Consider the following 14,315-nt stretch of genomic DNA (forward strand, 5'->3'; position numbering starts at 1 on the left):
CGCTGAACTTATTAAGTTCAGCGCCTTTTTGTTTACGCATTTTATATTCAGTATTGGTGTTCGTTTGTTCTTCGTTCTTTGAGATTAGAAACTTAAGGCTTACGCCGACATTGGAACCAATACAAGCGTACCGAAGATAACCGTAATAAGACCACAGATTACGGGTACAGACGTACGTTTTACGACTTCAAATGGGCTGATTTTACCCATACCAGAAGTCGCTACGATTACGCCAGATACTGGTGAAATTGTACGACCTAGGTTCGATGCTTGAAGCATTGGGATGATTAGGAACGCTGGGTTCAAGCCCATTTTCGCCGCTAATGATGGAGCCAGTTCTACGAATGCATAGAAAGGTGCATTACCTGAACCTGTCGCAATTGCCGCAGCAACTGTTAGACCAGTCAGGATAAGCATTAATGCGATACCGCCAGCGCCAGCTGATTCAGCAAGGCCGATTAGGTTATCAATTGCACCGATAGACATTAGGCCCTGAGCAAATACACCCGCCGCAACCAACAGCATTACTACGCCTTTAAATGCTTCGGCCATACCTTGGTAGCAAGAATCTAGGTCTTCTAGTGTTTTTTCGCCGTCAAACTTCTTCACAACGTAATCGATAACAGCGCCCACGAAAATTGAACCTACTACGATGGTGTAGATATCAAGTGAAAGGCCCGGAATGGTACGACCGTTGAATAGAAATACTCCAAAAATAGGTAAGAATGGAAGAGCAGCATAAAAAGCCGGCGCATTCGTTTCAATTTCTGAAACGTCTACTTTTTCCATTGGCGTGTTTTCTTTCTTATCTAGGTACTTGTTCCAGAAGAAAGCGGCACCCGCCATCACAATGATTGCACATATTGAAACAGGCAGTACCGTTTGAACAGCAAACACATCAAGAGACATACCTGATTTTTCTGCTGCGATAACCACATCACCCGACGTTGGTGAAAGAATGATTGCTGCAGGTGATGCACAAACCGCCACCGCTGCTGGACGAGAAATACCCATTGCCGTCATCATTGGGAATAGGGTCGCCATCAATAGCACGCCAAGGCCTGTTGCAGAACTTACTGCTAGAGACATTAGACACGCTACGATGTAAGCCGCAACAAGAAGTACGTATGGAGATTTGATAGCAGCAAGCGGTTTAGAGAATTGTTTTACTACCACATTGTTTGCGCCGATATGCGTCATGTAAGAAGCAAAGCCACAAAGAAGCATGATTTGCATGCCTAGGCCGCCTCCACGGTACTGAAGCATGTACTTAACGAATTCTAGTGAGTCGGTAACCATGTTACCTGTTGAAGCGACCTTAGCGGGTAAGACTGTGTGACCTATAAGGCCAGTAATAAGAAGTAGGGCAAGGCCAGCTGTCAGTAATACACCTGCCGCTTTATAGCCTTTCACAATAAAGTAACCAACAGCGATAGTAATCACTAATCCGATCAAGAGCTCTAACATAGAAATCTCCACAAAGTTTAAAAAAATATAAGAAAGTGTTTCAGAATATGACAATGAATGTACAGAAAACTGCACTGTGGCACGAGACATAGTTGAGGTTGATATGATCTAAGACAAACATTTTCTTTGATGTTAATTGTGGTTGTAAATCGTGATTAACTACTGTTGTTTAGATGTTAATAAACAAATTTTGTAGCTCGTCAGAATATAACTTGGATCACTTTTGGTTGTGAGGAGTTGCATACAAAGTTGTGGATTTATAAATCTATGACTTTTGGGGCCTAACGTACAAAAATAAAGAGAAATGTGTGCTTTTACATGATATCGGATTAATTTATGAACTGATGCCTACTGGGAATGGAAAGTTAAGTAGGCTTCAGCGAGAGTTGAATTGATGTGGAAATGCATAGCTCCTAACGTATTGGCTTAAGTACAGCTACTGACCGAAATAGTTGATAGTTAGCCGATTAGTTAATGTTCAATTCAGGATCTGCATTCGAGTAAGCAGGTAGGTCAGAACATATTACTTTTTTACAGAAGTGAATCATTCCGCGCTGAGTGACCAATAACAATTCATCATTATTTAGTGGGATATAAGCCATGGCATCTGAAGAAAGCACTGCACCTTCACTGATCATCACCTTTTCGTAAAATGTGAGCTCTCTATTTGGTATGATTTGTTCATGTTGAGTCTCGTCTAAAGAAATGTCGTGTTGGGTTACCACGTAAGTACCTGACGACGCAAAGCCAGCTTCTTTCGTAGAGACATATAACAATTCATAGCTGTTATTCTTCTTAAACTCGATATGTAGTGGTCAACTGATATTGGCCACGTTCCTAGAGTTTAACCAGAACAATCGTATTAACGGCAGCTTGATTATAAATGACTTTTTCTTGTGGGTTGACCACCGAGGCTGTGTTGGATAAATAATGATCTTTAAGATAACTTTGAGGAATAAAGGTTGTCATCCATCCGGCCATAATACCGATTATGGCGATTGCAACGAAGATCTGTTTTTCTTTATTCACAAGTCACTCCTTTAAATTCACTTGGGAAGCTCAGAGATTTTCCTGAATTATCGATGATGATTTTTTTCCCTTATATTCGTAAAGCGTCACGTTGAATAACTCATTAAAAGTGAACTCGTCGGATTCGATTTTACAAGAGATAAAATGTTGACCCACGAGATCTTCGCCTAGGCTATTTCTATCTAAATAAGAAAACAGATAATGGGATAAACCTGCAGCCACTACAAATAATGCAACCAGTGCTAACACACTGTTTGTTTTTTTCGTAGCGGCCGTTGTCTCGGTTGGTGATCTTTCTGGCGCTGTGTTGTCTTCAGGTTGTTTCGTTTCTTGTATTGGTTGCGATTGAACTATACGCAGCGCGCGTTCTTTGTCTTGTGTCACTTGTCCTGCAAATCGGTAGCCTTTACCGCGCTCAGTGACGATGATCATCCCCCTCTTATCTTCTAACGCTTTTCGGCAAATCTAGATGGTTTGCATTAGGCTGCCATCTTCAACGTAGATACCTTTAGACACCCACACTTATTCAATAAGAACTTGGCGCGTGATCACCTCATTGGGTCTCGAGATAAAAAACTTAAGTAGCTCTGATTCGTTAGAACCTATTGGGTACGTACGACCTGTCTTAAAGTGATGGATTTCACTCTCTTCTAAATTGACCTGTATATCATCATTGATAATAAATTCAGCAGACATCTGGGTTCTCATTGTTATAAGCGTTCTCACTTAAATATAACAAATACCACTATAAATATAAACTCACTCACTTTGTCTTATTTTATGTTTAAATAATTGAATTTGTTTGATTATCCCTCTTTTCATATTCCCTTATAAACCTTTTTGAGGTTGTTTAATGTGGTTTCAGGTGCTTGCCGCCAGTCGCTATTAGATCATTAACGGGTGACGCTGATTTAGTGGGTGTGGGTTAACTGCTCAAATTTCTTACGTAGTTTTATCAACGTGTCATTCCAACTCTGTGTTGCCTTGCTCTCTACGAATAAAAGTCGAGCTTACCTCCGACTCAATCGGCAATTCAAATAACGATAAATCGCATGACCACACCAGTTAAATGCGAAAGCTACGAAGGAGCTGTTTTGAAAGATTTCAATAAGCCGTATATATGTGGACTAATTACGCTTGCCTTACTCGGCTGTCAGTCTGAAGACTCGGCTCAAGATGCCGTATTGATATTGGTTCCCTACAACATTAATGAATTACCAAAACCGAACGATGGTTATGGGTATGACGAGGATGGAACAATATCCGGTGTCGGTGAAGACGTTGTCGTAATGTCATCGACTAACGACGCGTATTATCAGGACTACAACAACTCATACGCAGCCCTAGACGGTTGGGGACTTTGTGCAGAACCGATTTTGATTCCTCTAAAAAGTGTTAATTCTGATAAACGTTATCCACTCAATAACGAAACCTTAGCCGGGAATGTTGTATTAATTGATGAAATAACAGGTGATGAAGTTGACACTCAAATATCGGCCGATGGTTCCAATATAATTATTCAGTGCGAATCAGGATTAAAAGAGGGGACGACTTATTCGATCGTTGTTACTGACGGGGTACAAAGCGTGATCAGATCGAACTCGGTGGAGTCATAAGAACGACAACCGGTGGACACGGTACGTATTTGTTTCCTTATGAAGGCCCCGTTGATGAAAATGGCCTACCGGGTATGCCAGGCGGAAATATGTCAGATGTACGTGAAGCCGTGACAACCCAACAGTTAGCTGTTGCTTCGATGGTGATGACTGACGGTTCGCTTGTTGTCATTAATAACGAAGATCATATCGAAACAGAGGTGCCTCAAAATGAAGAATAAACTTTTTTTGGGCACTGCAGTTGCTCTTGTTCCTTGCCTGATTAACGCGGCCGGTTTTCAACTTAACGCACAGTCCGTAACAGGGTTAGGTCGTGCATTCGCGGGTGATGCTGTTATGGCCGATAGTGCGGCAATTGTGTCTAATGTTAGCTACACGCCAATGATTGGTGATACTGAAATGTTGGATGACCAATCATTAGACGCAGGGACATTAGTTCCAAACATTCATTATGTTCATCCTATCGAGGGTTCGAAGTTCACTCTGGGTGCGACGGTTCATTCTAACTTTGGTACCGACGTCGAATTTGATAACTCGTTCGAAGCGGATGAGTTTGGAGGCAAAACGGCGCTTTCCAGTATCAATGTTGGCTTCGCTGTCGCTTATGAGATCTCTGAAAAGCTCAACTTAGGTGCTGGTATTGATGTTATCTACGGTGAAGGTGAAATTTCGCGTCAAGGTTTACTCGGTGTTGATGCTGATGGATTTGGCTGGGGCGCCAATATTGGTGCTACCTATCAAGTTAATGAGAATAACAAATTTGGTATTTCCTATCGTTACAGCCCAGATATCGAAGTGGAAGGTGACATTACCAAAGGCGGTGTCCCTGCCGACAAGATGAACGTACCTCTACCAGACACTCTAGAGTTTTCCGGTTGGCACCAGCTCAACGAACAGTGGGCTTTTCACTACAGCCTGCAATGGGTGAATTGGTCTGAATTTGACTCGCTAACATCTGACTCTTATGACGACTCTATTAAAGAGTATCAATGGAAAGATGCAGGACATGTTTCTGTCGGTGGTACATACAGCATGTCGAAAGACATCGTTCTACGAGCGGGTTACATGTACGACATTTCCCCAACTGACGAACTCACATCGCTCTCTATTCCTGATGTTAACCGTCACTGGCTCACGGTCGGAGGGACATATAACTTCACCAATGCCAGTTCTGTGGACGTTGGAGTCGGATTTATCATCGGAGAATTACAAGATATTGACGAAAACCTGACGACGATTCCAGGAACGAGTTCCAATATAACTGCTGATGTGACTGCCGATGCTCTCTTGCTTGGTGTTCAATATCAACATCGTTTTTAACTTTTACTTTGGAGTTCAGAACGTAAAAATTTAGGAATCATATAAAAATTGTAGGGCTCGACAGTGAGTTGAGCCCTTTTCTCATTATTAGCTGTTTTAGCATTATTTAAATAGCTGCTTAGAAAAACGTTTTAATTCAGACGAATTCAACGGTTATGGTTATTAAAAATGAAATTTACAAAGCTTAGTAAAACAATCTGTTTGGCACTGTTTGCCTTACATATCTCTCCATCGTTTGCCCAAGACTCAAACTTGATTCCTGTGACTATCGAAAAAGCGCACAAACAAGCATTCACATCTTCAATCAACGAGGTTGGCAAAATCAGGGCAACGGATTCTGCTGCATTGACATTCAGTGCCTCCGACAAAATTCTCAACATCCATTTCAAAGATGGAGATTCAGTTAAAAAAGGCGAGTTGATCGCTCAACTGGACAATACCAAAGCGAAAGCCGATTTAGACAAAGCAAGAAGCTCTCTAGCGTTAGCAAAGTCGAAATTAAAGCGAGTACAAGAATTACTAAAGAAACAGCCTGACTCTATGTCTCAACAAGATGTGGAAGAACTGGGCGAACAGGCGAACCTAGCCGCAGCTGATTTCCGTCAGAAAGAAGCGCTGATGAATGACTATTTATTGGTAGCACCATTTGATGGGCAGTTAACTAACTTCACCCACTCAGTGGGCAGTAAGATTGATAGCGCAACCGCGTTGGTGAGTTTGATTAAACTCGATCCTGTCGAAGTTCAGTATTCCATTGGACAATCGGATTTAGGCAACGCAAAACTTGGGCAGAATGTCTCTATCCAAGTTGATGCTTTTGTCGATGAAGCGTTTTCTGGTGTGGTGGATTACATTGCCCCCACGGTTGATGAGAATTCAGGTCGCGTAGAAGTACACGCGCACGTGACCAATCCAGATCATCGCTTAGTTCCGGGCATGTTTGCCAAAGTAAGCCAAATGACGAGCGAAGACACGACTCAAATGGTGGTTTCCCAAAATTCCGTTCAAGCAAAAAATACACAACGTTTTGTATGGATTGTGAATGGCGAAAAAATCGAGCAACGCATTGTTGAATTGGGCGTGAATACTAACGATGGGTATGTCGTTGTAGAAAGCGGATTGAAACTGGGTGATCAGGTCGTAGTGACGGGACAGCAGAACCTAAAGAAAGCGTCTCTAGTTAAGGTAATGAACCCTAATGCGGAGCAGAAAACGGTTGAGTTAATAACGGAGCCGGTAGATAAAGTGGTCACTAAGCAGACCGTTAAGCCCGAGGTAGAAAAGACCGAAACACAGATTGATGAAGCACATCCGGTTGAGCCTTCGGTTGATTGGACGGAAGCAACAAAAGGTGTAGACGAAGCGGTCAACGAAAATAACGAGCGTGCGGAAACTAATGCGGCCGCTGAGCAATCATCGAGCGAAATCCAAAGCCAGGAAACTCACAGCAAGGAAGCCGTAACAAAGGAGAATCTGAATGAAGCTTCCTGAGATTTGTATCAAGCACCCTGTGTTTGCGTCTGTTCTGAGTATTACCATTGTTTTGCTTGGGCTTTTGTCGTTTCAAAAGCTCTCAATCCAATACTTTCCTGAACATAAAACACCGTCGGCGACTGTAACCGCGGCGATCAATGGCGCGAGCGCTGAGTTCATGTCGCGCAATGTGGCAGATAAACTGATCACGGCGGCAACAGGCTTAGACAGCGTGAAAACCATGACGACCGACTGTCAGGAAGGAACGTGTAATCTAAAAATCATTTTTGAAGATGACATTAATGACGTCGAATACACCAGCTTGATGAACAACCTGCGTAGCAGTGTTGAAGCGATTGGTGATTTTCCTCCGAGTATGACGGATAAGCCAACGGTAACGGATGACTCTTCTGATACCAGTATGCCGAGTAACATCATCACGTTTGTGAATACCGGCAAGATGTCTAAGCAAGACATGTATGACTACATTAGCCAGCAAGTTGTGCCCCAGTTTAAGCACATACAAGGTGTGGGGGGGATTTGGGGGCCGTATGGTGGCAGTGAAAAAGCGGTGCGTGTGTGGTTACAACCAGATCGAATGATGGCGCTCAATATGAGTGCATCCGATGTGGTTGGAACATTAAGCTCATACAATGCGACATTTACCGCGGGTACTATCAAAGGTCAGGTGCGAGATTTCTCCATTAACCCAGTCAACCAAGTGACCAGTGTTGATGATGTGCGAGATTTGGTGGTTCGTGTCGATAACGGCAAAATCATTCGCATTGGCGATATTGCTGAAGTAAAAATGGGTGAGGAGAGCCTTACACCGAGTATTCTTCGTGTTGACGACAACTTAGCTATGTCGATTCAGGTACTGCCACTGAAAAGTGAAAACCCAGTGACGGTTGCCAATAAGGTTAAGAAGCAAATAGACGTGATTCAACCTCAGTTGCCTGAAGGCATTGAGATGAAGATGGTCTACAACCAAGCTGATTTTATTAAAACTGCAATTGACGAAGGCTTCATGACTTTAGTTGAAGCGATTGTTCTGGTTTCAGCCGTTGTCGTGTTGTTCCTTGGTTCAGTTCGTGTGGCGTCTATTCCTATTATCACCATTCCTGTGTGCGTAATAGGCGTATTTGCCGTCATGCATTTACTTGGATTTAGCATCAACGTACTGACGATTCTCGCTATCATTCTCGCCATTGGTTTGGTGGTTGATGATGCGATTGTTGTGGCTGAAAACTGCTACCGTCATATCGAAGAGGGTGAAACGCCGTTCAATGCTGCAATTAAAGGGTGTCGAGAGATCGTATTTCCAGTGATTGCGATGACGCTGACTTTGGCCGTTGTTTACTTACCAATTGGCTTGATGGCAGGCCTAACCGCCGATCTATTCAGGCAGTTCGCGTTCACGCTTGCAGCAGCGGTGATCATCTCTGGGTTTGTGGCGTTAACGCTCTCACCAATGATGAGTGCTTACTTAATGAAGCCAGTATCAACCCCGGCGAAGTGGTATCAAAAAGTTGATGCGAAACTGAATGTGTTATCGGATTTATACACGAAAGAGTTAGGCAAATGGTTTGATCGTAAGGCTCTGATGAGTGGTATTGCTTTAGTGCTGATCGCTTTATCGGCCTTAGCGGTTTGGACAATGCCTCAAGTGTTGCTTCCAACGGAAGATACTGGTTTTGTTGAGGTCACTTCAACGCCTCCTACAGGAGTCGGACGTCAGTATCACCTAGACAACAACGAGCAACTCAACAGTGTGTTCAAAGGTGATAATTCAGTAGAAGCGAATTTATCTTACATCGAAGGGACTCCGACCAATCACGTTTTATTGAAATCATGGGGCGAGCGTGACCAGTCAGCTGATGAGTTGGTGAACGAGTTTATCGCTAAAGCGCAAAGTTCGGTCTCTGCTTATGGCATGTCTTTCAAGGTTCGCTCGGCTGATAACTTGAACATTGCCACTAATATGATCCTAGAGTTAACGACGGTTAACCGTGATACCACCGTATTGTCGGAAACGGCGAATGAGGTGGTGGAGGCGCTTGAGAGTTATGAGGGCGTGACCAACATTAAAAATTCGATGTTGCGTGACCAATTGCGTTATGACTTGTCGATTGACCGCAATGCTATCGTATTGTCTGGTGTGGATTACAGTAATGTCACCAATGCGCTATCTACTTTCTTAGGATCAGTGAAAGCGGCAGATCTACAAGCGGATGATGGCTATACGTACCCAATTCAAGTTCAAGTAAATCTTAGTGATCTTGGCGATTTCAAGGTGCTCGATAAGCTGTACGTGGATTCACAGTCGGGTCAAAGGCTTCCTTTATCTCAGTTTGTATCAATCAAGCAAGTGACATCGGAATCTAATTTCAAGACGTTCATGGGTAAAGACAGTGCTGAAATCACCGCGGACTTGATGCCCGGATATACGGCGAGCGACGTGAAGGCATACATTGATGACACGGTACCAAGTCTGTTGAAACCTGCTCAGAGCTACGAGTTCAATGGCGTAGTTAAAGACCTGGTTGATTCAACCGCGGGCGCACAAGTGCTGTTCGTATTGGCGTTGATTTTCATCTTCTTGATCTTGGCGGCGCAGTTTGAAAGCTTTGTTGACCCAATGATCATCTTGCTAACGGTTCCATTGTGTATTGTGGGCGCGATTTTGACGCTTTCGGTATTTGGTCAAAGCCTCAATATTTACTCGAAGATAGGATTGCTGACACTGGTTGGTCTCGTGACCAAACACGGTATTTTGCTGGTGGAGTTTGCCAACGAGAAACGCAAATCTGGCGCGAGTGCGAAAGAAGCGGCGATCAGCAGTGCACGTTCAAGGTTACGTCCAATCTTGATGACCTCACTGACGATGATCCTCGGTTCATTGCCATTGGCACTGGCGGATGGCCCGGGTTCCTTAGGTCGAATCAATATTGGTTTGGTTCTGGTCGGTGGCTTGTCTGTCGGAACTTTTTTCTCATTGTTCTTAGTGCCAGTCGCGTATGTCGGTATGGCGAACCTGAAACAGATGGACATACTGACTCGATTGAGAACCAAACCAGCGTAGCGAGATGCTTTAAATTTATCTAGATACTTCAAGGCCCTCATTGTGAGGGCCTTTTGCTATTGTGGGCTAGATTAAGTGAGGAAAGCGGTGAGGGCGGTTAGAAATCGTAGTTTAGATTCATTGAGCTGTAGATTTCGGCGTTACTTTGATCTGAGGCGACAGTGGTGTTGTAAATGTATTCGGTATCAAACGTCAGTGCTAAATTACCCATCAGAATGTTCTTCAAATAGCCTTTTAGGTTGTAGTTTGTGTTCTCTTCACCGTAGGCCATGTTTGCAGTTGCACCCATAGAAAACGTTTCTGTAAGTGTTAGCGATCCATCAATACTGGCATTAACGATCAGCTCGTAGTTTTCTTTGTTTGGGAACTCTTCATCGGAGGGTTGTCGTTGACTGATTCTGTAACCCGGACCCGCAGAGCCTTGAAGCTTGATTCTTTCTGTATCGTAAAAGTGACGACCAAATCCGGTCGCGGTAATGAATTGCTTACGATAGGTACCATAGTGATCGTGTTCAAAACGTGTTGTCGCGACCAAATAGGTGATTTCGTTCAAGTCATAGCTGATGCCATAGTTGGTGGTATAGCGATTGGTACCGTCTTCGTCGTTTTCAGCATCGGTATAGTAGGTATCAAACTGAACTCGTTGGCCCCAGTTCTCTTTTTTGTATCCAATAGAGATTCCAGAGTTGATCGACAAAGATGAGCTGGTGTTTTGTGAGTAGATAAACCCAAGCTTGGTCAAGGTCGTAAAAGGGGATTCTTTAGCTTCTTCTTGTAATTCAGAACCTTCGCTTAATACGACTTGGTCCTCGACTTCCACTTCTTCAACCTCCTCTCCAGCCTCTTTTCCAAATATGGGCATAGAGAACGCGATGAGAGCTAAAGGTAGCTTTCCTAGGTATCGTGTGTATGAAACTGTGTTTGTTAATGGGCGCGTTGTTTGCGAGATAGCGTGTGTCGACATAATGGTTTGGTATATAAAATGATAGAACACGACGAACGCAAGGTTAGTCGTGAAGAGTCGCCAATGATTGAATCGAAAAAGCTAGTGAGTTACGACGCCATAGGTAAAGGCGAAAAAATCGTTTTTATCGCTGAGAACCCGCTACCTCGATGAGGATTGAAATCTTCAATGTGGACAAAGAATTCAAGTATCTCAGAAGGTTTATCGTCTTCGATTAATAAGAACTCGAGTAGCCCTTGTTCGACATGCCATGAAACTATGGTCTCGCTTGATTGATCTGCTGAAATCTGTTCAACATTGATCACAACGCTCGTCTCGGGTAAGACATTGAAAGCATCTTGCGCACATTTGAGAATACAGCTGGAGACATACTCTCGATATAAAGCATTGCTTTCAGAAAGAGACATCGTTTCAAGCTTCACTTCACCTTGGCACATTACCTTTTTTTCTTTAGGGATCACGTTGTGCTTATTAACCTGAATATTGATTTCTAGCAGGTGACCATTCTTATAAGTATTGAAGTTATGGTTAATCAGCTTAGTGTCGGCTACCGCGGCGTTAATGGAGTTCTGCTGAGCTTCGGAAAGGGCAGAAAGCTTTGCTTCGCTATCGTTGTTTAAAATACCTTTCGATAATTGATTGCCCTTGGCCCAGTAGCTGTAGCTTTGAACCCAATGCACAAACTCTGTCTTGTATTGCTCGATGTCCTGTTCGGCGGCACGCTCAATATTGTTGGTGAGGGTGTACAATTTCGACTTGTTGCCTAGCAGCATATCTAGCCAGCTAGGCTTGTACTCATCGAGTGCTTCCATGGCTTTGACTTTATGATCGAATCGAACTGTTGGCATTACCGGAGCAGGCTCCATCGCAATCGACTCCCAATTCATTTTTGGGGCCGGAATGGTATGCACGGATTGGATTAAGTATAGGTGCTGATTGAATAAGTTCACTTCACTTACAGCGTCCTCAAGTTGTTTGGTATTCATCTACATTCCTGTCGACTGTTGTTCTTGTAATTTGGCGCTTAGTTTATGGTCAAAGCGCGCGAACAGTATTTAAATGAATGTGAATGATCTTTCGTGAGGTTACTTGATATTGGTTTAGGAATATTTCGACTGTGGAGAGATTAGCTTCTGTTTATGAGGGAGGAAGCGGCACATCGAGCCTGGCACAAAATGAACTCGAAACAACATGACAGGCAAGAAAAGCGAAACCCTGCGTTGAAAGCAGGGTTTTTATTGAATCAGTACTGAGTGACTGGTTAGGCAATGTGCGTCATTTTGTTAATCACAAAGGTTTCAATACAGTTTTCAGTCGCAGCCATGTACTCGGCGATGTGTTGGCTCGCTAAGTGTTTCTCTAGATGAGCTTCAGAATCCCAGTTCTCATGAAAAACGAAGTGAGCAGGGTTACTGTTATCTTGATGGAGGTCGTAGTTGATACAGCCTTCTTCGGAGCGGGTTTTATCGATCAATTTAATCATCTCTGATTTAACTAGCTCAGTTTTATCTTCTTTAGAGACGATCGTTGCAATAATGGTTAGCTTAGTCATTGTGAATTCCTAGGGCAATAAATCTCTGGGTCCGGGTAATATAAGTATCTATAAACCAAAGAAAAAGATACGATCTATCCAATGACTATGGCTGTTTGTGTCCATAATTCTCTTTGTAATCGCGAGATTTTTAATGAATTACGCTCATAAGAAAGCCCGACACTAAGCCGGGCATTTTAAATAGTGAATGAATTAGTTACTGAAATCAGCCTTTACCCAGATCATGCGGTGGTCAGATGAAACATCTTTACCGTTACCATAATCACCAATTCGTGAGTCATTGAATAGCTTGCGTCCTTCTTCATAAGAAGCGGCCCAGTAAACACCAGAATCAACGATGTTAAGTGTTGCTGAAGGCAGTGCGTAATCTACAGCAAGTCCAAATGTTGAAGTGATACGGTTCGGTTGTGGGTGAGACGATGATTTATCTACCGCATGTTCAGCTGCGCCATAACTTGTTGGATACAAGCTGCCATTGGTGACGTCTTGGTTAACTAACGAGTCGTTATGCAAATCTTGCATTACAGAGCTAATGCCGTCGCCATCAACAGGATCTAGGTTTTGGTCACCCATCATAACAAAGTGCTTGCCTTGCTCTAGGCCACCTGTTTTTCCAGTGTCATCATAGATGAACGACTTGTTTTGGATGTATTGGTGCCAGAAGTCGACTTCCGCTGCGTTTTGCTCAATGTTCTTACCCACATCAAAAGCTGGAGGAGTAGGGTGTGACATCAACAAGTGAACGGTTTCTGTCCCGTTTTTAGTTGGAATTAGGATCGGCGCGTCAACGTGGTTTTTTGACGATAGACGAACTTCTTCCCATTCAGCTGCTGTGTACCACTCGTCGCCACAGTTCATGCCGACAGGGAACTTACTAGGATCATCACAAACTGTGATTGTTGGGATGGTTGCACCTTCAAGATCTTTCCATTTAAATTCTTGGAATGTGCGAGTGTTGGCCGTGTCTATCTCATATTTAGACATTAGAGCAAACGCATACTGACCATGGTAGAAACCGAAGCCCCACGCATCACCGGGAAGTGTTCCAAAATTACCGTCATTGTCTAAATCAAAACCAAATTCGTTCAACAAACCTGTATTGGTCGAGTAGCTTTCAAAATATGGATATGAAATTGGTTCTAGGTTCGCGTCGCCACCTGCACCTTCGATACTTTGAGCAACAGAAAGGTAGTTCTTCTGGAAGCCTTCGAGCGCTGATTTGTCGGTACCAGTACCATTATTGTTAAATTCAGCCATCATCAGCACATCAGGTCGATTCTTTTGAATCACGGCAGCGACGTTGCGGATCTGGATAACCTTGGCAGCTGTTACTTTGTCAGCGTCATCAATCGTGTTATCCAAATAGTCGGTTACTAGTTTTGTTTGAGCGCTTGGTTCAATCTGCATTTCTGTTACAAGGTCTTCGAAGGTGGCACGATCAAAAGACAAGTTATAAGTCGCGATCTTTACTTCTTCAGGTTGAACGTAATCTGTGTCACTGCTGCAACCAATCAAAAGTGCAGAAGAGATGGCGAAAGCGATAGATGTTTTTAACAATTTCATAAAGTGGGTCCGCTAATTGCTGAAAGAAATTTGGGACGCGCATGTTATGAGATGGATATCATTCTGTAAGTGATTCTTGTCACAGGCAAGGCTCTGAAGTGATATCTTGTTGCATTGAAAATGTGACATTTGGAACTAGTGTCTGTAATTAGAATAAAGACTTAAAATTCATAAATTTAATTAGAACTGTGAATTAAAAAAGGTTCATCGCGGCTTTCCGGGGAAAGCCGCTTTTATCTTCAAGAAGAA

9 protein-coding genes and 3 pseudogenes are annotated in these 14,315 nt (G+C 43.2%); 5 read left to right on the plus strand and 7 right to left on the minus strand.

Annotation, left to right across the window (positions count from 1 at the left end; genetic code table 11):
• Positions 1 to 99: 99 nt before the first annotated feature.
• The 3 genes and pseudogenes from dcuC to A6D97_RS15735 all read right to left on the minus strand — a co-directional run bounded on the left by dcuC (position 100) and on the right by A6D97_RS15735 (position 3,192).
• Positions 100 to 1,467 carry an anaerobic C4-dicarboxylate transporter DcuC gene (gene dcuC, locus A6D97_RS15725; protein ID WP_065584770.1) on the minus strand — a complete coding sequence of 456 codons (1,368 nt, stop codon included), beginning with the start codon at positions 1,465 to 1,467 and terminating at the stop codon, positions 100 to 102.
• A gap of 467 nt (positions 1,468 to 1,934) precedes the next feature.
• Positions 1,935 to 2,496, minus strand: a pseudogene (locus A6D97_RS15730) (hypothetical protein).
• Positions 2,489 to 3,192: pseudogene (locus A6D97_RS15735) on the minus strand (winged helix-turn-helix domain-containing protein). Before A6D97_RS15735 ends, A6D97_RS15730 begins: the two co-directional pseudogenes overlap by 8 nt.
• A 356-nt stretch (positions 3,193 to 3,548) precedes the next feature.
• Here A6D97_RS15735 and A6D97_RS15740 point away from each other — a divergent pair.
• The 5 genes and pseudogenes from A6D97_RS15740 to A6D97_RS15760 all read left to right on the plus strand — a co-directional run.
• Positions 3,549 to 4,082: pseudogene (locus A6D97_RS15740) on the plus strand (lipase); the annotation flags it as partial.
• A gap of 59 nt (positions 4,083 to 4,141) precedes the next feature.
• On the plus strand, positions 4,142 to 4,333 hold the full coding sequence (locus tag A6D97_RS15745; RefSeq protein WP_065584762.1) for a hypothetical protein: 192 nt from the start codon (positions 4,142 to 4,144) through the stop codon (positions 4,331 to 4,333).
• Positions 4,323 to 5,432, plus strand: a complete 1,110-nt coding sequence (locus A6D97_RS15750) for an outer membrane protein transport protein (RefSeq protein ID WP_065584763.1) — start codon at positions 4,323 to 4,325, stop codon at positions 5,430 to 5,432. Before A6D97_RS15745 ends, A6D97_RS15750 begins: the two co-directional genes overlap by 11 nt.
• A gap of 168 nt (positions 5,433 to 5,600) precedes the next feature.
• Positions 5,601 to 6,923 carry an efflux RND transporter periplasmic adaptor subunit gene (locus tag A6D97_RS15755; protein ID WP_065584764.1) on the plus strand — a complete coding sequence of 441 codons (1,323 nt, stop codon included), beginning with the start codon at positions 5,601 to 5,603 and terminating at the stop codon, positions 6,921 to 6,923.
• Positions 6,910 to 9,987 carry an efflux RND transporter permease subunit gene (locus tag A6D97_RS15760; RefSeq protein WP_065584765.1) on the plus strand — a complete coding sequence of 1,026 codons (3,078 nt, stop codon included), beginning with the start codon at positions 6,910 to 6,912 and terminating at the stop codon, positions 9,985 to 9,987. The genes A6D97_RS15755 and A6D97_RS15760 overlap by 14 nt, the downstream gene beginning before the upstream one ends.
• A 97-nt stretch (positions 9,988 to 10,084) precedes the next feature.
• Here A6D97_RS15760 and A6D97_RS15765 read toward each other — a convergent pair whose 3' ends face one another.
• From A6D97_RS15765 to A6D97_RS15780, 4 genes are all read right to left on the minus strand, one after another.
• Positions 10,085 to 10,849 (minus strand): DUF481 domain-containing protein, encoded by a 765-nt coding sequence (locus A6D97_RS15765; RefSeq protein WP_065584766.1) that lies wholly within the window; start codon positions 10,847 to 10,849, stop codon positions 10,085 to 10,087.
• Positions 10,850 to 11,040: 191 nt separating this feature from the next.
• Positions 11,041 to 11,937, minus strand: a complete 897-nt coding sequence (locus A6D97_RS15770; RefSeq protein ID WP_065584767.1) for a hypothetical protein — start codon at positions 11,935 to 11,937, stop codon at positions 11,041 to 11,043.
• 275 nt (positions 11,938 to 12,212) lie between these two features.
• Entirely contained in the window at positions 12,213 to 12,503 is a 291-nt protein-coding gene (locus A6D97_RS15775) for a putative quinol monooxygenase (protein WP_065584768.1), read from the minus strand.
• Between the two features lie 192 nt (positions 12,504 to 12,695).
• Positions 12,696 to 14,066 (minus strand): endonuclease/exonuclease/phosphatase family protein, encoded by a 1,371-nt coding sequence (locus A6D97_RS15780; RefSeq protein WP_065584769.1) that lies wholly within the window; start codon positions 14,064 to 14,066, stop codon positions 12,696 to 12,698.
• Between the last annotated feature and the right edge of the window lie 249 nt (positions 14,067 to 14,315).

Origin of the sequence: Vibrio sp. ZF57 (assembly GCF_001691235.1) — a bacterium.
Classification (GTDB): Bacteria; Pseudomonadota; Gammaproteobacteria; order Enterobacterales; family Vibrionaceae; genus Vibrio; species Vibrio crassostreae_C.